This is a genomic window from Streptomyces sp. NPDC060232, from assembly GCF_042726555.1.
Classification (GTDB): domain Bacteria; phylum Actinomycetota; class Actinomycetes; order Streptomycetales; family Streptomycetaceae; genus Streptomyces.
In genome coordinates this window covers 61,298-81,460 of the sequence record NZ_JBHXAG010000027.1, presented here as the reverse complement: position 1 = coordinate 81,460, position 20,163 = coordinate 61,298, and the positions used below count along the sequence as shown (strand labels likewise).

Sequence of the window (20,163 nt, the reverse complement as noted above, 5' to 3'; positions counted from 1 at the left end):
AGTCACGCGCGAGCCGAGGAGACACCCCTGCCCGGCACCGCGACCGGCCCGCACCACTCCAGCCCCGCCGGCGTTTGAGGCGCGGGGTCTGGGGCGGAGCCCCAGCACACCGGCCCGGGGCGCGCCTCGGACTGCTACCCGCCGCGGGAGCGGAAGGGCGCCGAGCCGAGGAGACACCCCTGCCCGGCGCCGCGACCGGCCCGCACCACTCCAGCCCCGCCGGCGTTTGAGGCGCGGGGTCTGGGGCGGAGCCCCAGCACCACCCCGCCCGGCAGGGCGAAGACCCGGGCCCGGGGCGTGCTCCGGGCTGCTACCCGCCGCGGGAGCGGAAGGGCGGAGACCCGGGCCCGGGGCCGCCCCGGACTGTTACCCGCCGCGGGAGCCCCTAGGCGGTCAGGCGGGTGGGTTGGAGGCCCGTCAGGAGCAGGGTGAGGGCTTCGTCGACCGTGGGGCCGAGGTACCAGTCGCCCGTGTGGTCGATGCCGTAGACGCGGCCCTCGCGGTCGAGGGCGAGGTGGGACCCCCCGTCGGCCTCGACCCCGAGCGGGCAGAGCTCGGTGGACAGGGCCCGGCCCAGGTCAGCGAAGGTACGCGCGAGGTGGAGACCGGTGAGGGGGTCGATGCGCACCGGGACCGGGGCGATCTGGCGGCCCGGTCCGGGGGCGGTGACGGTGAGGCCGCCGAACTCGGCCCAGGCCTCGACGGCGGCGGGGAAGACCGTGTGCCGGTGGCCGGCGGGGGTGGTGTGGTCCCGCAGGGCGTCGGCCCAGTACTCGGCCTGCTTGATGTCCCAGCGGCCGGGTTCCCACCCGGCGGTCCGCAGCGCGGAGTCCACCGCGACCGGGAAGCGGGTGGTCGAGGAGCGGTCGTAGGACGCGGAGGTGGTCGTCATGGCTACTCGGCTGGGGTGAGGTCGACGGAGCGTACGCCGAAGTGGGCGAGGAGGGCGTCGCAGGAGCGGCAGGGGGGCGCGTAGCTGCCGTGGAGGGGGTCGCCGTCCTCGCGGATGCGCCGGGCGGTGATCTTCGCGTGCTTGAGGGAGCGGCGGGCCTCGCTGGGCGAGAGGGGTTTGCGGGAGGCGCGCCGGGAGCGGGCGCCCTCGACGGCGGCCAGATGGCGTGAGAGCAGTATCGCCTCGGGACATCGGCCTGTGAAACGTTCGCGCTGGCCGCTGGTGAGGGTGTCCAGGAAGTCCTGGACGAGCGGGTGGAGCGCGGGTGGCTGGTCGGCCTTGCCGGCGGTTCCGGTCAGGATCTCGCCGCGTACGGAGAGGGCGGCGGCGACGGTGGGCAGGATGCCGTCCCGGCGGAAGCGCAGGACGGGTGGGGTGGGTCGGCCGTTGCTGCTGCTCCAGCGCAGGCGTGGGTCACCGGTGGGGCCGCCCGCTTCGGCGGGTGTGCCGGCCGCTCCGGCGGTGCCGTCGCCCGGATCCGTACGTGTTGCCGTGTTCTGCATGGTCGCGCTTTCCCTCCCGTGGCGGCGGTGGTGACCGCTTTCGCGCACGCCCCCGTGCTGCGGGGACAGCCTGCCAAATGTCATCTGTCATACGGAAGCGGGGTCGAATTTTCGTATCAATTCGGATGTTCCTGGCCCTCGCGCTGGTGTGCGGGTCGCGGGCGGGGGAGCCTCTTGCCCCAGCGCATAGGCTGTGGTGAACCAGCCAGATCCAGCAGGGGGCTACCGCCATGACGACAGGTCGGCTCGGGCAGCAGGCCGCGCCACCCAACGCCGCTTACTCGGGGCAGGTCGTGCATTTCCCGGACCCGGTCCGGGCCGCTCGGCATCCCCACGGAGTGCGGATGGACGGCGACGGGTATCCGGACTTCTCCGCCTACGCGCGTGCGGCGGTGGAGATCGCCGAACCGCCCGAGGGCTTCGGCGTGGACGAGTTGCGGCTGACGGACTACGTGTCCGCGAACGCGGCGATGAAGGCCGCGGGGCACGCGTTGTGGGACACGGTCGGGCCGGTGGCCACCCCGCACGGCTGGACCTGGCACCACGTGGCGGGTTCGCGGCGCATGGAGCTGGTCCCGGTCGAGGTGAAGGCGCTGCTGCGGCATCACGCGGGTCTGGTGACGACATCGGTCGACCACGAGAAGCGCGGGACGCGGCCGTTGCAGGAGGTGCGCCCGGTGCACCTGGGGCTGCCGAAGTCGGTGGTGTCGGTCGGCGAGGAGCAGGTGCAGGGGGTCGAGGAGGACCTCGGCTACCGGCTGCCCGAGTCGTACCGCTCGTTCCTGAAGGCCGCGGGCGGTTGCGCGCCGGTGGGCGCGGGCCTGGACGTGGAGTTGGGCGTGCTGGTCGACCAGCCGTTCTTCACGGTGCGTGAGGAGGCCGCGATCAATGATCTGGTGTACGTCAACAAGTGCCTGCGCGACCACCTCACCAAGGACTACCTCTGCGTCGCCTTCGCGCAGGGCGGGCTGCTCGCGCTGAAGGTGAAGGGCGAGGGCATCGGATCGGTGTGGTTCTCCCCCTACGACGACGCACGCGACCAGGACGGATGGTCGGTGCAGGAGCGCGTGGAGCGGCTGTTGCTGCCGTGCGGCGGTGATTTCGACTCCTTTCTGGAGCGGTTGGCGGGTAACCCGCCGGAACTGGAGACGGTGGCCGGTCTGATGGTGGACGGCGGATTCGCACGTTCGGTTCCGGTGGCGGTTACCGGTTCGGATGAGGGGTGACGGCGCGATGGTGACGTTTGCGCAGGCGCAGGAGCGCGCCGAGGAGTGGATCAACGGGGACGTGCCCGCGTACCAGCACCGGGAGGTGCGCGTACGGGAGTTCGGGCTCGGGTTCGTGGTGTGGGCGGAGGACCGCGCGGCGGGTCCGGTGTCGGGCGGCGGCCGGCAGCGGCTGGTCATCGCCCGGGACAGCGGCGAGGTGACGTTGTGGCCGGGGCTGCCGGTGGGTGAGGTGATCCGCCGGTACGAGGAGGAGTACGGGGCCGCGGCCGCGACGCCGCCTTCGGAGGCTTCGGTTCCGCCGCCGCGGATCGACTCGGAGCAGACGTCGTTCATGCTGAGTCCGCCGGAGTGGCTGCAGGAGGCGGCCGACCGCGCGGGGATCCCGCGCGCGCCGGCCGCGGCGGCGGCCCCCGCTTCCGCGACGCCGTCGGAGTCGGCGTCTGGGGCGGATGCCGAGTCGGGGTCGGCGGGGGCTTCCGTCGCGGCGGAGTCCGGTCCGGCCGAGGCTCCCGCTGCCGTTCCGGGCGCCGTGGACGCGGTGCCGTTGCGGCGCGGTGGTGAGATCCCATACGAGCCGACGGCCAACGACGGCGTTCCGGCGACTCCCGCTGCCGCGGTGCCGACCGGGGCCACGCCGTGGGCGGGGACCGATGTGAACTCCGGCGCCGACGACGCGTCCGTGCCGCTGCCGGCGACCGTGTTCGCGCCGCCGCTGTCCGGGTCGGACCTGGAGGACGCGCCCTCGCCCTCCGGGGTGGCCTCCGAGGCGAAGACGACGCTGATGCCGGGCGGCAGCCAGCTGCCGAGGACCGCCATCGTGCCCGCGCTGGGGTCCTCGCCGCAGGACATCGCGGACGCACCGACGAGCAAGGCCCGGGTCTCGCGGCCGGGCGCCGCGGGGGCTCCGGGTACGGGGCAGCCGTCGGCGCCGCCCGCTGCGCCGGGTGCTCCCGGGGCTCCCGGGGCGCCCGGCGGTGGGCTCGATCATGCCGCGACGATGCTGGCCGGTCCGGCTGTCACGGGTCAGCCGCCGGCGCCTCCGGGTCCGCCCGGGGCTCCGGGTGCCGGTGCGCCGCAGCCGCCTGCGCCTCCCGGTCCGCCGGGGGCTCCCGGTGGCGGGGCCCACCACGCCGCGACGATGCTCGCGGGTCCGGGCGTACCCCAGCCCCCCGGTCCGCCGGGGGCTCCCGGTGCGCCCGGTGGTGGGCTCGACCATGCCGCGACGATGCTCGCGGGTCCGGGCGTACCGCAGCCCCCCGGTCCGCCCGGGCCGCCGCCCGGCGGGCCCGCGGCGCAGCCGCAGGCCCCGACGGGTGCGCCCACGGTCGGCCCCGGCTACCAGGCCGTGCTGCGCTACCGCGCTCCCGACGGCTCCGAGCAGCAGCTCATCCGCCGCTCGGCGCCCGGTACCCCGCACCCGGAATGGCAGATCCTCTACGAGCTGCGCGCGATGAACGTGCCGCCGCAGCAGGTGCTGGAGCTGCACACCGAGCTGGAGTCCTGCGAGCTGCCCGGCGGTTACTGCGCCCGGATGATCCGGGAGACGTGGCCTCAGGTGCGGATCACGAGCGTCGCTCCGTACGGGCAGGACCATGCGGGCCGCCAGCAGGGCATGCGGCACCTGCTCACCCATCAGGGCGAGCTGCACCAGGTCGCCGACGGTCCGGCGCGCCCGGCGCCGGTGCGCGCGCCGCTGCCGCAGGTTCCGCTGCAGCCGGCGATCCCGCTGGACGCCATCGGGCAGGAGCTGGCGGCGGCGTTCGGCCCGCAGGGCGTGTTCCGTTTCGACCAGCGGGCGGTGTCCCGTCAGGGTGTGCCGGAGATCGTGGCGCAGACGCTGATGTGGGCCGGCCTGCCGGTCGATTTCGGGCCGTTCTTCTGGGCGCAGGCGGTGCCGGGGCAGCCGGTGCCGACGCTGGCCGAGCTGGCGGCGCAGCGGCAGGTGCAGCCGGCGACGGACGCGGGCTCGTACCTCGTGATCGGCAGCGACTTCGGCAAGGCGCTGTGCGTGCAGTACGGGACCGCGCACATCGTGGCCGTGCCGGTGGAGGGCGGTCCGGGGGGTGCCCCGGTGCCGCCGCAGTTCGTGAACTCAAGCCTGCCGCAGTTCGTGCGCTCGATGGCGATGCTGGGTCACATGTGGCGGCTGCGTCAGCATCTGACGCCGGAGCAGGCGGGACGCTGGACCGTCGATTTCCAGGCGAATCTGGCGGGGCTGGACAGCGCCGCGCTGTCGTCGCCGGAGAGCTGGTGGTCGGTGCTGCTGGAGCAGATGTGGGACGGGCTGCTGTGATGGCGGTCTGACAGGGCGCGGCATGACACGCCTTGGCTGACCGTGGCGTGAGCGTGAGCGTGAGTGGCCGGGTCGGGACCCTCGGAGGGGGTCTCGGCCCGGCCATTCGGGCTTCAGGGAGCAAATGGCGCATCCTTGACGGGAATCCCCGCGAGAGAGGCGCATCCAGGATGAGTGCACCCATTGGGACCGTGCGCGGTCGCGGCTACCGCATCGAAGAGGTCGACCGGTATCTCGCCCGGCTCTCCGGGAGCCGTGACGAGGCCTGGGAGCGGGTGGCGCGGCTGACGGTCCTGGCCAGGCAGATGGAGGCGGAGGCGGCGCGGCTGCGCGAGGTGGTGGCCGGGCTCGCTCCGCAGACGTACGACGAGCTGGGCCAACGGGCCCGGCGGATCCTGCTCCTGGCGGAGGAGGAGGCGCAGTCCGTACGGGCGGAGGCGCGGGCGGACGCGGCCGCGACGCTGGACGCGGCCGGGGCGCGCGCCGAGCGGGTGGCGGAACTGGCGCGCGGCGACGCGGAGGCGGTGCGGGAGCAGACCGAGGTCCGGGCGCGGCAGGGGCTGTTGCGGGCGGAGCGGGAGGCGGACGAGCTGCGGGCCGGGGCGCGCCAGGACGCGGCCGCGTGGCGCGCGGACGCGGAGGCGGTGCTGGCGAAGGTGCGGCGGCAGGCGGAAGCGGCGCGGGTGGAGCGGGAGCGGGAGCAGGGGGAGCGCTGGGAGGCGGCGGGGCGGGAGCTGGCGGCGCGGGAGGCGGAGGCGGACGCGCGGCACGCGGAGTCGGAGCGGTACGCGCAGGCCCGGCTGGCGGAGGCGCGGCGGGGGTACGCGGAGGCGGAGGAGGCGGCGCGGCACGGGCAGGAGGACGCGGAAGCGCGGGCCGCGGAGCTGCTGGCGCAGGCGCGGGTCGCGCAGGAGCGGATCGGTCGGGAGACGGAGCGGGTGCTGCGGGAGCATGTGGAGGCGCAGGAGGAGATGCGGGCGCACATGGCCCATGTGAAGGCCAGTCTGTCGGCGCTGACGGGGCGGGCTCCTGCGGAGGGCTGAACCGACTCGCCCCCGGGGCGCGTCGGCCGGGCGGGGGTGTGGGGGCCGGTGCCGGGGCCGGGGCCGGGTGCCGTCCCGGACTGCGCAAAGGCTACCGGCTTCTGGTCGGCTGTGCCGGGATGGCGGGGGGCTCGTAGCAGTAGGGGTCGCTGCGGAGGCCGCGGGCGGTGACCACCAGGGTGAGCGGGGGGTGCGCCTGGGGCGGGAGGGGGGCGGTCAGGGAGCCGGTCAGGGGGTCGGTCCTGGTGGGGACGGGCGTGCCGTCGACGGTGAGGCGGGCGTCGGCGAAGCCGCCGCCCTCGACCGTGAGGTGGTCGCCGGAGACGGAGGCGCCGGTGATCACCGGGTTGGCGCGGGTGGCGATCTTGTTGACGAGGTAGGCACCCGCCGGAGCACCCGTCAGGGCCCAGATCTCCTCGGGCAGTCGGGGCAGGCCCGCGCCCGCGTCGGCGAGGAAGAAGAGGACGACGTACAGCATCGTGATCGCGTTGAGCGTGACGTACTGGAGGTCGACGAGGTCGGTGCGTCCGCTGTCGTTCGCGATGAGCTCCCGCAGCGGGCGGCGGCCCGACGCCGTCGGCGGGGCGGCCGGTTTGGCCAGGCTGCCGTGTTCCACGCGCAGGCCGACGACGGTCTTGGCGGCGATCAGCGCCACGTACGGGCCTCCGAGCAGCGGCAGGTACACCGTCGCCAGCGTGGACAGCGGGCCGTCGGCGCCGCGGAAGTAGGTCACTCCGCCGCCCGCGGTGAGGCCGTAGCCCAGGATGGCGAGCAGGAGCCAGACCAGGATCACCGTCCAGGCCAGGGCGAGTGCCGTGGAGGTGGAGAGCCGGCCGTCGCGGCCGGTGACGAAGGCCGGGTGGCGTCTCAGCCGCAGGCAGAGCGGGCCGGCCAGCGCGGCCAGTAACAGCAGTGCGCACAGTGCGGATGCCATGGTGTCCCCCCGGATGACGGTGCTGCGTACGAGGGTTGCCCATTGCCCTGGCCATGACAAGGCGGCGCTCCGGGCGCCGGCGGTTCAGTCCTCGCGCAGTTCGGGCAGGACCGGGAATCTGCGGGGTGCCACCAGGAGCAGGACGATCAGCGCGGCCACGGCGGCCGCCGCCGCGCCGAGGAAGATGTGCTCCACGGCGGCGGACACGGCTTCGCGCAGGTGGTCGGCGGCGGCCCGGGGGAGCAGGTCGGGGTGTTCCAGGGCCTGGGCGACGTCGTCGAGGTGGTGCGGGAGTCCGGCCACGGGGGCGTCGGCCAGGCGGGCGGCGATGGTGGCGTTGGCGACGGCGGCGAGCAGGGCGGCGCCCACGCTCTGGCCGACCTGGCGGCAGAAGAGCACCGAGGCGGTGGTGGTGCCGCGTTCGGCCCAGCCCACGGTGGACTGGACTCCGACGATCAGCGGGAGCTGGAAGAGGCCGAGGGAGGCGCCGAGCAGCAGCATGATCAGGGCGGGCTGCCAGGGCCGGGCGGGGTACGGGAGCAGGGTGAAGCAGTACAGGATCACCGCGGCGAGGCCGATGCCGACAGCCGCGCTGTTGCGGAAGCCGATGCGCCGGTAGACGTGCTGGCTGAGGGCGGCGGTGACGGGCCAGCTCAGGGTCATCACGGACATGACGAGTCCGGCGCCGACGGGTCCGAGGCCGAGTACGGACTGGGCGTAGGTCGGCATGAAGACCATCGGGGCGACCATCAGCAGGCCCAGCGCGCCCATGGCCAGGTTGACGGCGGCGATGGTGCGCCGGCGCCACACCCAGCCCGGGAGGATCGGTTCCTCCGCGCGCCGTTCCACCCGGACCACCACGGCGGCCAGGACGGCACTGGCACCCAGCAGGCCCAGCGAGGGGGCGGACAGCCAGGGCCAGGCGACGCCGCCCTGGACGAGCGCGAAGAGCAGGAGTCCGCCGCAGCAGAAGACCCCGAGGGCGCCCGCCCAGTAGTCGACCGGGCCGCGGCGGCCGGGGGAGCGTACCGGCTCGGTCAGGTGGCGGGTGACCATCCACAGGGCGAGGGCGGCCAGCGGCAGGTTGATCAGGAAGATCCACCGCCAGTGCGCGTAGGAGGCGAGCAGCCCGCCCAGGGCGGGGCCGGCCACGGCCGAGGCGGCCCAGACGCTGGACATGCGGGCCTGGATCCTCGGGCGTTCCCTGAGCGGGTACAGGTCGGCGGCCAGGGTCTGGACGGTGCCCTGGAGGGCGCCGCCGCCCAGGCCCTGGACGATGCGGAAGGCGATGAGGGCGGCCATGTTCCAGGCGGACGCGCACAGCAGCGAGCCGATGAGGAAGAGGCCGATGCCGAAGATCAGGACGGGCTTGCGGCCGAAGGTGTCGGACAGCTTGCCGTAGACCGGCAGGGTGACGGTGACGGCGAGCAGGTAGCCGGAGAAGAGCCAGGAGAAGACGGAGAAGCCGCCGAGGTCGCCGACGATCTGCGGGACGGCGGTGGCGACGATGGTGCTGTCGAGGGCGACGAGGGCCATGCCGAGCATCAGGGAGGCGACCACGGGGGCCGCGGGGCGTCCGGCCGGCCGGTCCGTACCTCCGCCGGCGGCCCGGTCCGTACCCCCGCCCGCGGCACCGCCCGTGTTCGTGCCCGTGGCCGAAACGGCCGCGCCGGGGGCGGCGTCCGCACGCCCGGCGGGTATGCCGTCCGGGCCTGCGTCCGTGCTGTCCGCTGCCGGCACCGAGATTCCTTCCCCTTGCACGTACTTGCGGGGGACACCATCTCACCGCCGCCCTGCGGGCGGTATCCCTCAGGCCGTGTCGTCCGAAGGGCGGACAACCCCTAGGGGCCCCTCCGCACTACGGGCCAGGGGTCTTTCCTCCCGTCGGAGGAGGTGGAGGCGCCCGGCGTCTCCTTGACTGGAGCATACGAACCGGAGGGCCGGGTGGGGTTAACCCCCGGGTGGATACGGCTACGGGCACCAGCGCGCCGTAGGGCCCTGCCGCCGGAGACTCATCACGGCGGAGCACGCACGCACACGCACGCACACGCACGCACGCACACGCACGCACGCACACGCACGCACACGCACGTACGCACAGGCACGCATTCGAAGAAGGAGACAGACCGTGACAACGGCAATGACCGAAACCAGGCACGGGGGTACTGGAGGGCATGCTGCCGTCGCGGCCCGGGCGCGGAAGGTCGTTAAGGCCTACGGCTCCGGGGAGACGCGTGTCGTCGCCCTCGACGACGTGGACGTGGACATCATGCGCGGCCGGTTCACCGCGATCATGGGCCCCTCCGGCTCCGGCAAGTCCACGCTGATGCACTGCCTCGCCGGCCTCGACACGGTGACCAGCGGTCAGATCCACCTGGACGATACCGAGATCACCGGGCTGAAGGACAAGAAGCTCACGCGGCTGCGCCGCGACCGGATCGGCTTCATCTTCCAGGCCTTCAACCTGCTGCCCACGCTCAACGCCCTGGAGAACATCACGCTCCCCATGGACATCGCGGGCCGCAAGCCCGACGCGGAGTGGCTGAACCGCGTGGTGGAGACCGTGGGCCTGGCCGGCCGTCTGAGGCACCGTCCGACCGAGCTGTCCGGCGGCCAGCAGCAGCGCGTGGCCGTGGCCCGCGCCCTCGCCGCCCGCCCCGAGATCATCTTCGGTGACGAGCCGACCGGAAACCTGGACTCCCGCGCGGGCGCCGAGGTCCTCGGCTTCCTGCGCCGCTCGGTGGACGAGCTCGGCCAGACCATCGTCATGGTCACCCACGATCCCGTCGCCGCGTCCTACGCCGACCGCGTCATCTTCCTGGCCGACGGCCGGATCGTCGACGAGATGCACGCACCCACCGCCGACCAGGTCCTGGACCGGATGAAGGACTTCGACGCGCGCGGGCGGACCTCATGAGCAACACGGTCCTGAAGACCTCGCGGCGCAACTTCGTCGCGCACAAGGGGCGGATGGCGCTCTCGGCCGTCGCGGTCCTGCTCTCCGTCGCGTTCGTCTGCGGCACCCTGGTGTTCACCGACACCATGAACACCACCTTCGACAAGCTGTTCGCCGTCACCAACTCCGACGTGACCGTCAGCCCCAAGTCCGCCGAGAGCGGGGACGAGGCCCCCGACCGCGGCAAGCCCGAGACGCTGGCGGGCTCGGTCGTCGAGCAGGTCAAGAAGGCCGAGGGCGTCAAGAGCGCCGAGGGCGGCGTCGTCTCGATGGCCGTCACGGTGGTCAACTCCAAGAACGAGAACATGGGCTCGACCACCGGCGCCCCGACCATCGCGGGCAACTGGAGCGACAACGAGCTCAGGTCCATGAAGATCACCTCCGGTCAGGCGCCGCGCGGCCCCACCGAGGTGATGGTCGACGCCGACACCGCGAAGAAGCACGGCCTGGGCCTGGGTGACGAACTGCGCACCATCGCCATCACCGGCGACGTCCGCGCCAGGATCACCGGTATCGCCGCCTTCACCGTGACCAACCCCGGCGCGGCCGTCGTCTACTTCGACACGGCCACCGCGCAGCAGTCGCTGCTCGGCTCCGCCGACTCCTTCACGCACGTCAACGTCACCGCCAAGGACGGGGTGAGCGACGAGCAGCTCAAGCAGCACGTCGCGAGCGCGCTCAAGGCCGTCGGCGCGGACGCGTACAAGCTGCAGACCGCCAAGGAAGCCGCGGACGCCAACCGCAAGGACGTGGGCGCCTTCCTCGACATCATGAAGTACGTGATGCTCGGCTTCGCCGGCATCGCCTTCCTCGTCGGCATCTTCCTGATCTTCAACACCTTCTCCATGCTGGTCGCCCAGCGCACCCGTGAGATCGGCCTGATGCGTGCCATCGGCGCCGACAGCGGACAGGTCCTGAAGTCCGTGGTCGTCGAGGCCTTCCTGCTCGGCGTGGTCGGCTCGGTCCTGGGCGTCGCGGCGGGCGTGGGCCTGGCCGTCGGCCTGATGGCGCTCATGGGCCAGATGGGCATGCACCTGTCCACCGACGACCTGACGGTCGCCTGGACCACGCCCGTCGTCGGCATCGTCCTCGGCGTCGTCGTGACCGTCGTCTCCGCCTACGTCCCGGCCCGCCGCGCCGGCAAGGTCTCTCCGATGGCCGCCCTGCGCGAGTCCGGAACCCCGGACGACAAGAAGGCCGGCCGCGTCCGCGCCGCGCTCGGACTGGTGCTCACCGGCATCGGCGGCGCCTCGCTCTACCTCGCCGCGGCCGCCGAGAAGGCCGCGGCCGGATCCCTCTGGCTGGGCCTGGGCGTCGTCCTCACCCTCATCGGCTTCATCGTGATCGGCCCGCTGCTCGCCGCGGGAGTGGTGCGGGTGCTCTCCGGTGTGGTCCTGCGGCCCTTCGGGTCCGTGGGCCGGCTCGCCGAGCGCAACGCCCTGCGCAACCCGCGCCGCACCGGCGCCACCGCTGCCGCACTGATGATCGGCCTCGCGCTGGTCGCCTGCCTGTCGGTGGTCGGCTCCTCGATGGTGGCCTCCGCGACCGATGAGCTCGACAAGTCGGTCGGCGCGGACTACATCGTCGCCTCCGAGTCCGGCCAGCCCGTCCTGCCGCAGGCCGAGCAGGCCCTGCGCGCCACCGCCGGCCTCGACCACGTCACCGCCTACCGCCAGGTGGACGTCACGCTCACCGCGCCCGACGGCACCACCGAGGAGACCGGCCTCGGCGCCACCGACCCGACGTACGCCAAGGACATCCGGCGCAAGATGACGGCCGGCGAGCACGCGGCGGCCTACGGCGAGGGCTCCATGTCGGTGGGCTCCCTGTACGCCACGAAGCACGGCATCAAGCTCGGCGACGAGATGACGGTCGCCTTCACCGGCGGCAGGACGGTCAAGCTCAAGGTCGCGGCGATCACCAGCGACGAGGGCAACCTCGACAAGGGCATGGCGTACATCAGCACCGAGACCGCGCGGGCGAACGTACCCGCGGACCGGATGCCGCTGCCCTTCATGCTGCTGGCCACCGCCGAGGACGGGCAGTCCGACGCCGCCGCGTACACATCGGTCAAGGCGGCCATGGGCGAGTACCCGCAGTACGTGGTGCGCAACCAGGCCGACTACAAGCAGGCCCTGAAGGACCAGGTCGGCCAGCTGCTGAACATGGTCTACGGCCTCCTCGGCCTCGCCATCATCGTCGCGGTGCTGGGTGTCGTGAACACCCTGGCCCTGTCGGTGGTCGAGCGGACCCGCGAGATCGGCCTGATGCGTGCCATCGGCCTCTCCCGCCGCCAGCTGCGCCGCATGATCCGCCTGGAGTCGGTGGTCATCGCCCTCTTCGGCGCGCTGCTCGGCCTCGGGCTGGGCATGGGCTGGGGGGCCACCGCGCAGCAGCTGCTGGCGCTGGAGGGCCTGAAGGTCCTGGAGATCCCGTGGCCGACGATCATCGGGGTGTTCGCCGCGTCGGCCTTCGTGGGCCTGTTCGCCGCACTGGTCCCGGCCTTCCGGGCGGGCCGGATGAACGTCCTGAACGCGATCGCGAGCGAGTAGCCGGCGCCGCGTTCGTACGGGGGGAGGCGCAGGCCCGGGACTCACTGCCTTGGGCCTGCGCCTTTTCGGGTCCGGTAAGGGCCCGCTCAGCCGGTGGTGTCGCGCTGCATCAGGACGACCCCGCCGGCCTCGCCCACCAGGGTGTACCGCTCGCCGGGGTGGAGCTGGGAGGCGTAGCCGGTCGGGTCCTCGCCGGCCCACTTGTTCCCGTTGTCGATGGTGATCCAGTCGGGGACGACGCCCTTGCTGCCGCCGATCCACAGGACGCGGCAGCGGGAGGTCAGCCGGGTCAGCGGGGTGGTGTCCGCCTCCACGGTGGCGCCGTCGGGGATCCTGTCGAGGAGCCGTTCGATCGCGACGACGCGCTCGGGCTTCTCGTAGGTGGACGCCTCCGTGAGCTTGGCGGTCGGCATGCTCGTCATGGCCAGGGCGAGGGAGGCGGCGAGCACCGCCGTGGGCATCTGGAGGGCGTAGGCGCGCAGCCGGGCCCGGTCGCCGCGCCGGACGGTGTCGACGGCGTCGACCAGGGCGAGCGCGACGACGGGCATCAGCACGGCGCTGTAGTGCCAGTCGGTGGACCAGTAGTGGTCGTCCCCGGACAGGAACCGCCAGCCGAGGGTGGGAGCGGCGACCAGCAGCAGCGGCGAGCGCAGGGCCAGCAGGCCGGAGGTGGGGATCAGCACCCAGCCCAGCGTGGCCAGCTTGGTGCCGAGGCCGGCGAAGGGCCCACCGCCGTCGATCTTGTTCCAGTAGCCGTAGCCGTCGGACGCGAAGGCCGGTATGAACACGGTGAACACCAGTACGGCGAACACGCAGGCGGCCGCGGCGACACCGAGCGCCGTCCAGACGGTGCGCCGGTCGGTGGCGCGGGCGCGCCAGGCCACCACGACGGCCAGAGCGGCCAGCGTGAAGCCGAGGTCCTCCTTGACGAGGAGCAGCGGCAGCCCCCACAGCAGCGCGGCCCGCCAGCGCCGGGCCAGGACCGCCTCCAGGGCGAAGGCCAGCAGCGGCACGGCGAAGGCGATCTCGTGGAAGTCGAACTCCACCGCCCGCTGGATGCCCCAGGACAGGCCGTACGCGACGCCGACGGCGATCCCGCGGGCCCGGCCCAGGAGCCGCCCCGCCGCCCGGGTGACGGGCACGGCGGAGAGCGCGAACAGCGCGGCCTGTACGACCAGCAGGGTGATCGGGCCGGGGAAGACCCGGTAGACGGGCGCGATGAGCGCGATGATCGGGCTGAAGTGGTCCCCGAGGATGTTGGCGCCCGGCCCCTTCAGGTCGGCGACGGGCTCCTGGAGGTGGGCGTACGCCCGGATCGCCTGCTCGAAGATCCCCAGGTCCCAGGAGGCCCAGTCCATGCGCCGGAACCGGCCGACGGACAGCACGAGGTAGACGAGGAAGAGCCCGCAGGCCACCAGCCAGGGCCCGGCCCAGCGGGGCGCGGCCGCCCGGGGCGGGGCCTGGGGGGCCGGTGCCGGGCGGGCTATGGCATCGCTCGTCACGGACTCGTGCTCCTCGGCCGTTCGGCGTGAACTCCTGCGGCAAGGACGCGGCGAGCTCAGGCGGTGGTTACGGGAACATCGTAAAGCGGGAGCAACGCCACCAGGATGTGGCGGGTCCGCGCCCGCGCCGTGACCCGAATCCCTCGCGCGTCGGTGCGGGCGCCGTCGTAGGGTGGGAACCCCCGGCCCGTACGACGTGTCGGGTGCTTCGCGTTGCCCCTTCACACCCTCACGCCCAGACCCTCACCGGATGGAAAGCCTCCTCATGAGCCTGCACGGACTGCTCGACGCCGTCACCCGGGACGCCGCCCTCACCGAGGCGGTCACCGCGGCCGGTGACGGCAACCGCATGCACGTGGACCTCGTCGGACCGGCCGCCGCGCGCCCCTTCGTGATCGCCGCGCTGGCCCGGCAGACCGAGCGGACCGTGCTGGCGGTCACCGCCACCGGTCGCGAGGCCGAGGACCTGGCCGCCGCGCTGCGCTCCCTGCTGCCGCCCGACGAGGTGGCCGACTACCCCTCCTGGGAGACCCTCCCGCACGAGCGGCTCAGCCCGCGCAGCGACACCATGGGCCGCCGGCTCGCCGTACTGCGCCGGCTGGTGCACCCCAGCAAGGACGACCCGGCCGCCGGCCCTGTCAGCGTGATCGTCGCCCCCATCCGGTCCGTGCTCCAGCCGCAGGTCAAGGGCCTGGGCGAGCTGGTCCCGGTGAGCCTGCGGCAGGGCGCGACCGCCGATCTCGGCGAGGTCACCGAGGCGCTGGCGGCCGCCGCGTACGCACGCGTCGAGCTGGTCGAGAAGCGCGGCGAGTTCGCCGTGCGCGGCGGCATCCTCGACGTCTTCCCGCCCACCGAGGAACACCCGCTGCGCGTGGAGTTCTGGGGCGACGAGGTCGAGGAGATCCGCTACTTCAAGGTCGCCGACCAGCGGTCCCTGGAGATCGCCGAGCACGGCCTGTGGGCGCCGCCCTGCCGTGAGCTGCTGCTGACGGACGCCGTGCGGGAGCGGGCCCGGGCCCTCGCCGAGGCCCACCCGGAGCTCGGCGAGCTGCTCGGCAAGATCGCCGAGGGCATCGCGGTGGAGGGCATGGAGTCCCTCGCCCCGGTCCTGGTCGACGACATGGAACTGCTGATCGACGTGCTGCCCGCCGGGGCGATGGCCGTCGTCTGCGACCCCGAGCGGGTACGGACCCGGGCCGCCGACCTCGTCGCGACCAGCCAGGAGTTCCTGATGGCGTCCTGGGCGGCCACCGCGGGCGGCGGCGACGCCCCCATCGACGTCGGCGCGGCCTCGCTGCGCGGCATCGCCGACGTCCGCGACCGGGCCCGCGAGCTGGACATGATGTGGTGGTCGGTCTCCCCGTTCGCCGCGGACGACACCGACCTGGCCGCCGACACCCTCAAGCTGGGCATGCACGCCCCGGAGGCCTACCGCGGCGACACCGCCCGCGCCCTGGCCGACACCAAGGGCTGGATCGCCGACGGCTGGCACACCGTCTACCTCACCGAGGGCCACGGCCCGGCCGCCCGCACCGTCGAGGTGCTCGCCGGCGAGGGCATCGCCGCCCGGCTGGAGCCGGACCTGGGCACCCTGGAGCCGAGCCTGGTCCACGTCTCCTGCGGATCGATCGACAACGGCTTCGTCGACCCGGTGCTGCGCCTGGCCGTGCTCACCGAGACCGACCTGACCGGGCAGCGGACCGCCACCAAGGACCTCGGCCGGATGCCGACCCGCCGCCGCAAGACGATCGACCCGCTGACCCTGGAGGCCGGCGACTACATCGTCCACGAGCAGCACGGCGTGGGCCGCTACGTCGAGATGGTCCAGCGCACCGTGCAGGGCGCCACCCGCGAGTACCTGCTGGTGGAGTACGCCCCCGCCAAGCGCGGGCAGCCCGGCGACCGCCTCTACATCCCCACCGACCAGCTGGAGCAGGTCACCAAGTACGTCGGCGGCGAGGCCCCCACCCTGCACCGGCTCGGCGGCGCCGACTGGACCAAGACCAAGGCGCGCGCGAAGAAGGCCGTCAAGGAGATCGCGGGCGACCTCATCAAGCTCTACAGCGCGCGCATGGCGGCGCCCGGCCACACCTTCGGCCCCGACACCCCCTGGCAGCGCGAGCTGGAGGACGCCTTCCCGTACGCGGAGACCCCCGACCAGCTCACGACGATCGCCGAGGTGAAGGAGGACATGGAGAAGTCGGTCCCCATGGACCGGCTGATCTGCGGCGACGTCGGCTACGGCAAGACCGAGATCGCGGTGCGCGCCGCCTTCAAGGCCGTCCAGGACGGCAAGCAGGTCGCCGTCCTGGTACCGACCACGCTGCTCGTGCAGCAGCACTTCGGGACCTTCTCCGAGCGCTACAGCCAGTTCCCGGTCAACGTGAAGGCGCTGTCCCGCTTCCAGAGCGAGACCGAGTCGAAGGCGACGCTGGAGGGCCTGCGGGAGGGATCGGTGGACGTGGTCATCGGCACCCACCGGCTGTTCTCGCAGGAGACGAAGTTCAAGGACCTGGGCCTGGTCATCGTCGACGAGGAGCAGCGCTTCGGCGTGGAGCACAAGGAGCAGCTGAAGAAGCTCCGCGCCAACGTCGACGTGCTGACCATGTCCGCGACGCCGATCCCGCGCACCCTGGAGATGGCGGTGACCGGCATCCGCGAGATGTCGACGATCACCACCCCGCCGGAGGAGCGCCACCCGGTGCTCACCTTCGTCGGGCCGTACGAGGAGAAGCAGATCGGCGCGGCCATCCGCCGTGAACTGCTGCGCGAGGGGCAGTGCTTCTACATCCACAACCGGGTCGAGTCCATCGACCGGGCGGCGGCCAAGCTGCGCGAGATCGTGCCCGAGGCGCGGATCGCGACGGCGCACGGCCAGATGTCGGAGCAGGCCCTGGAGCAGGTCGTCGTCGACTTCTGGGAGAAGAAGTTCGACGTCCTCGTCTCCACCACCATCGTCGAGTCGGGCATCGACATCTCCAACGCCAACACCCTGATCGTGGAGCGCGGCGACAACTTCGGCCTGTCGCAGCTGCACCAGCTGCGCGGCCGCGTCGGCCGCGGCCGCGAGCGCGGGTACGCCTACTTCCTGTACCCGCCGGAGAAGCCGCTGACGGAGACCGCGCACGAGCGGCTCGCGACGATCGCCCAGCACACCGAGATGGGCGCCGGCATGTACGTGGCGATGAAGGACCTGGAGATCCGCGGCGCGGGCAACCTCCTCGGCGGCGAGCAGTCCGGTCACATCGCGGGCGTCGGCTTCGACCTGTACATCCGCATGGTCGGCGAGGCGGTGGCCGACTACCGGGCCGCCGTGGAGGGCGGGGTGGAGGAGGAGCCGCCGCTGGAGGTCAAGATCGAGCTGCCGGTCGACGCGCACGTCCCGCACGACTACGCGCCGGGCGAGCGGCTGCGCCTGCAGGCGTACCGGTCCATCGCGTCGGCCGCCTCCGAGGCGGACGTCAAGGCCGTCCGCGAGGAGCTCACCGACCGCTACGGCAAGCTCCCGGAGCCGGTGGAGAACCTGCTGCTGGTGGCCGGACTGCGGATGCTGGCACGGGCCTGCGGGGTCGGCGACATCACCCTCCAGGGCAACAACATCCGCTTCGGGCCGGTGGAGTTGCGCGAGTCGCAGGAGCTGCGGCTGAGGCGCCTCTACCCGGGCACGGTCCTCAAGCCGGCGACCTCGCAGGTCCTGGTCCCGCGCCCCAAGGCGGGCAAGATCGGCGGCAAGCCGGTGGTCGGCCGCGAACTGCTGGCCTGGACCGGCGAGTTCCTCACCACCATCCTCGGCGCGTAGACGCGTACGGCCGCGGCCGGGAGCCCGTGCTCCCGGCCGCGGCCCGCGCGCGCCGCAGGGGGCCGTGCTGCGACCCTGCAACGGTTGCGCGCATCCCCTCACTGATGGCCGGGAACGCTGTATACCCTCAGACCCGAAACCTCTTCCGCACGGCCCGTCAGGAGCAGCGATGCACGGCCCCGGCCTTCCGCCGCAGCACGCCCCCCAGTCCACCTCGGGCGGCGTGGTGACACTGCGCGTGGTGTTCATGCTGCTGCCCATCCTGAGCTGCGGCTTCCTGGCGTGGGGCTCGATGCTGCGGCTCGCGCTGGTCACCCGTAGGTCCCGGGACTGGGTGCTGCTGGTGGTCAGCGGTGTGCTCGCCGTCGTCTGGATGACGCTGATCCAGCTGGACCCGACCCCCGACGTCAACGGCTGGCAGGGCAACCTCGGCGCCGGTGGCTCGATCCTCATGGGCTTCGCGATCTGCGTGTACTTCCTCGTCGCCGACATCAAGCACCACGAGGCCATGAGGGCGGCGGCGCCCGCGCCGTGGTACCCGGGGCAGCCCACGCCCTACAACCACCCGCAGCAGACCTCGCCGTCCTACGGCTACCCGCACGCCGCCCAGGCCCCCACCGTGATCTCGGGCCAGACGCCGGCCGCCCCGCAGGTGCCGCCGCAGCCGACCCCGCCGCCGCGCATCGGGCAGGTCCGCGCCGAACTCGACGAGCTCAGCGAGCTGCTGCGCAAGCAGACCCCGCCGCCCGGCGGGCACCACCAGGACCCGAACCAGACCGCCTTCCGGGATCCGCAGCAGTGACCGAACGCCTCATCGGAGACCGCTACGAGCTGGCGAGCATCCTCGGACAGGGCGGCATGGGCCAGGTGTGGACGGCGTACGACCGCCGTCTGGACCGGCGGGTCGCCGTCAAACTGCTGCGCCCCGACAAGGTCGCCGGGCCCGGCACGGTCGCCGAGGAGCTGCGCCGCCGTTTCGTGCGCGAATGCCGGGTCACGGCCCAGGTGGACCACCCCGGCCTGGTCACCGTCCACGACGCGGGCAGCGACGGCGACGAGCTGTTCCTCGTCATGGGCTATGTCGAGGGCTCCGACCTCGCCGACCACCTCGCCGCCCACGGCCCGTACCCGTGGCAGTGGGCGGTCGCGGTCGTCGCGCAGCTGTGCTCGGTGCTGTCGGCCGTGCACGCGGTGCCGATCGTCCACCGCGACCTGAAGCCGCGCAACGTGATGGTCCGCCCGGACGGCACCGTCCTGGTCCTCGACCTCGGTGTGGCCTCGGTGATGGACACCGACACCACCCGCCTCACCAGCACCGGCACGCCGATAGGCAGCCCCGCGTACATGGCGCCCGAGCAGGCGATGAGCGGCGCTGTGGGCCCCTACACCGACCTGTACGCGCTCGGCGTGCTCCTGTACGAACTGCTCAGCGGCAACGTCCCCTTCGCCGGGTCCACCGCCCTGGGCGTGCTCCACCGCCACCTGTACGAGGCCCCGGTCCCGGTCCGCCCGCAGCGCCCGGAGGTCCCGCAGGAGCTGGAGGCGCTCCTGATGCGCCTCCTCGCCAAGGACCCGCAGGACCGGCCGTCCTCGGCACAGGAGGTCTACGAGGCCCTCGCCCCGCTGCTCCCGGCCCGCGACGGCCGCGGGCCGGTCCGCCCGCTGGACCCGACCCGGCCCTTCGTCCGCCCCCAGGCCCCCTGGCCGGACCGGGCCGCGGTGATCCCGCCGCGGCCGACCACGCCGCCGACGTCCACGCCGACGGGCACCCCCGTGCCGCCCGCGTCCGCGCCGACGCCCACACGGACCCCCGCGCCGGTGCCGGTGCCGAGCAAACCCGACATCCCGGGCGCCGTGGACCAGGCCCGCACGCTCCTGGACCAGGGCCGGCTCACGCAGGCCGTGGACATCCTCGGCGGGATCCTCCCCGCGGCGGCCGCCGAGCACGGCGAGCACTCACCGGTGGTCCGCTCCCTGCGCAAGCAGTACGCGGCCACCCTGATGGACGACGGCCAGTACCGCCGCGCCCTGCCCGAACTGCGTCGCCTGGCGGAGGAGTTCCCGGCCGGCGACCCCCAGTCCCTGCGGTTCCGCTACGACGCGGCGCAGTGCCTGGAGCAGCTCGGCGAGCCGGCCGCCGCCCTGGCGGAGTACCGCTCGCTGCTCCCGTACTTCGAGAACCGCTACGCCAACCCGGACCAGGCCCTGCCGCTGGAGATCCGCCGCCGGATCGCGCACCTGCTGCTCTCCCTCGGCGACCGCCCGGCGGCCCACGACGCCCTGGCCCGGCTGCTGTTCGACGCGGAGCGGCTGCACGGCCCGACCCACCCCTTCCCGTCGGAGATACGCCGCACCCTGCAGTGGCTGAGCCAGGTCCGCTGACGTCGGTCCGAAGGGCCG

General features: G+C 73.3%; 13 protein-coding genes. 8 read left to right on the top strand and 5 right to left on the bottom strand.

Features of this window, described 5'->3' with window-relative positions:
• Positions 1-385 precede the first annotated feature (385 nt).
• Both ACFWFZ_RS29930 and ACFWFZ_RS29925 read right to left on the bottom strand, forming a co-directional pair.
• On the bottom strand, positions 386-892 hold the full coding sequence (locus ACFWFZ_RS29930) for an SUKH-3 domain-containing protein (protein WP_387126287.1): 507 nt from the start codon (positions 890-892) through the stop codon (positions 386-388).
• 2 nt (positions 893-894) lie between these two features.
• Positions 895-1,455, bottom strand: coding sequence for a YwqJ-related putative deaminase (locus tag ACFWFZ_RS29925; protein ID WP_387126284.1), 561 nt, complete (start codon positions 1,453-1,455; stop codon positions 895-897).
• A gap of 230 nt (positions 1,456-1,685) precedes the next feature.
• Here ACFWFZ_RS29925 and ACFWFZ_RS29920 point away from each other — a divergent pair, with 230 nt between their 5' ends.
• The 3 genes from ACFWFZ_RS29920 to ACFWFZ_RS29910 all read left to right on the top strand — a co-directional run bounded on the left by ACFWFZ_RS29920 (position 1,686) and on the right by ACFWFZ_RS29910 (position 6,020).
• Positions 1,686-2,681: an SMI1/KNR4 family protein gene (locus tag ACFWFZ_RS29920; RefSeq protein ID WP_387126281.1), complete on the top strand. Its 996-nt coding sequence runs from the start codon at positions 1,686-1,688 to the stop codon at positions 2,679-2,681.
• 7 nt (positions 2,682-2,688) lie between these two features.
• Positions 2,689-4,977, top strand: a complete 2,289-nt coding sequence (locus ACFWFZ_RS29915; protein WP_387126279.1) for an SUKH-4 family immunity protein — start codon at positions 2,689-2,691, stop codon at positions 4,975-4,977.
• 170 nt (positions 4,978-5,147) lie between these two features.
• Entirely contained in the window at positions 5,148-6,020 is an 873-nt protein-coding gene (locus tag ACFWFZ_RS29910; protein WP_387126277.1) for a cellulose-binding protein, read from the top strand.
• A gap of 91 nt (positions 6,021-6,111) precedes the next feature.
• Here the strand turns inward: ACFWFZ_RS29910 and ACFWFZ_RS29905 are convergent, their stop codons facing one another.
• Positions 6,112-6,954 (bottom strand): hypothetical protein, encoded by an 843-nt coding sequence (locus tag ACFWFZ_RS29905; RefSeq protein WP_387126275.1) that lies wholly within the window; start codon positions 6,952-6,954, stop codon positions 6,112-6,114.
• 84 nt (positions 6,955-7,038) lie between these two features.
• Positions 7,039-8,694, bottom strand: a complete 1,656-nt coding sequence (locus ACFWFZ_RS29900; RefSeq protein WP_387126273.1) for an MDR family MFS transporter — start codon at positions 8,692-8,694, stop codon at positions 7,039-7,041.
• A gap of 400 nt (positions 8,695-9,094) precedes the next feature.
• Here ACFWFZ_RS29900 and ACFWFZ_RS29895 point away from each other — a divergent pair, with 400 nt between their 5' ends.
• Positions 9,095-9,871, top strand: coding sequence for an ABC transporter ATP-binding protein (locus ACFWFZ_RS29895; RefSeq protein ID WP_387126308.1), 777 nt, complete (start codon positions 9,095-9,097; stop codon positions 9,869-9,871).
• On the top strand, positions 9,868-12,462 hold the full coding sequence (locus ACFWFZ_RS29890) for an ABC transporter permease (RefSeq protein ID WP_387126271.1): 2,595 nt from the start codon (positions 9,868-9,870) through the stop codon (positions 12,460-12,462). The genes ACFWFZ_RS29895 and ACFWFZ_RS29890 overlap by 4 nt, the downstream gene beginning before the upstream one ends.
• An 86-nt stretch (positions 12,463-12,548) precedes the next feature.
• On the opposite strand, the gene ACFWFZ_RS29885 is transcribed toward ACFWFZ_RS29890, so the two are convergent.
• Positions 12,549-13,820 (bottom strand): DUF2079 domain-containing protein, encoded by a 1,272-nt coding sequence (locus ACFWFZ_RS29885; protein WP_387126306.1) that lies wholly within the window; start codon positions 13,818-13,820, stop codon positions 12,549-12,551.
• Positions 13,821-14,229: 409 nt separating this feature from the next.
• Between ACFWFZ_RS29885 and mfd the strand changes: the two genes are divergently transcribed.
• From mfd to ACFWFZ_RS29870, 3 genes are all read left to right on the top strand, one after another.
• A complete protein-coding gene (gene mfd / locus ACFWFZ_RS29880; protein ID WP_387126303.1) occupies positions 14,230-17,763 on the top strand; it encodes a transcription-repair coupling factor in 3,534 nt (1,177 codons plus the stop codon).
• 169 nt (positions 17,764-17,932) lie between these two features.
• Positions 17,933-18,565: a hypothetical protein gene (locus ACFWFZ_RS29875; RefSeq protein WP_387126269.1), complete on the top strand. Its 633-nt coding sequence runs from the start codon at positions 17,933-17,935 to the stop codon at positions 18,563-18,565.
• Positions 18,562-20,145: a protein kinase gene (locus ACFWFZ_RS29870; protein ID WP_387126267.1), complete on the top strand. Its 1,584-nt coding sequence runs from the start codon at positions 18,562-18,564 to the stop codon at positions 20,143-20,145. The genes ACFWFZ_RS29875 and ACFWFZ_RS29870 overlap by 4 nt, the downstream gene beginning before the upstream one ends.
• Positions 20,146-20,163 lie beyond the last annotated feature (18 nt).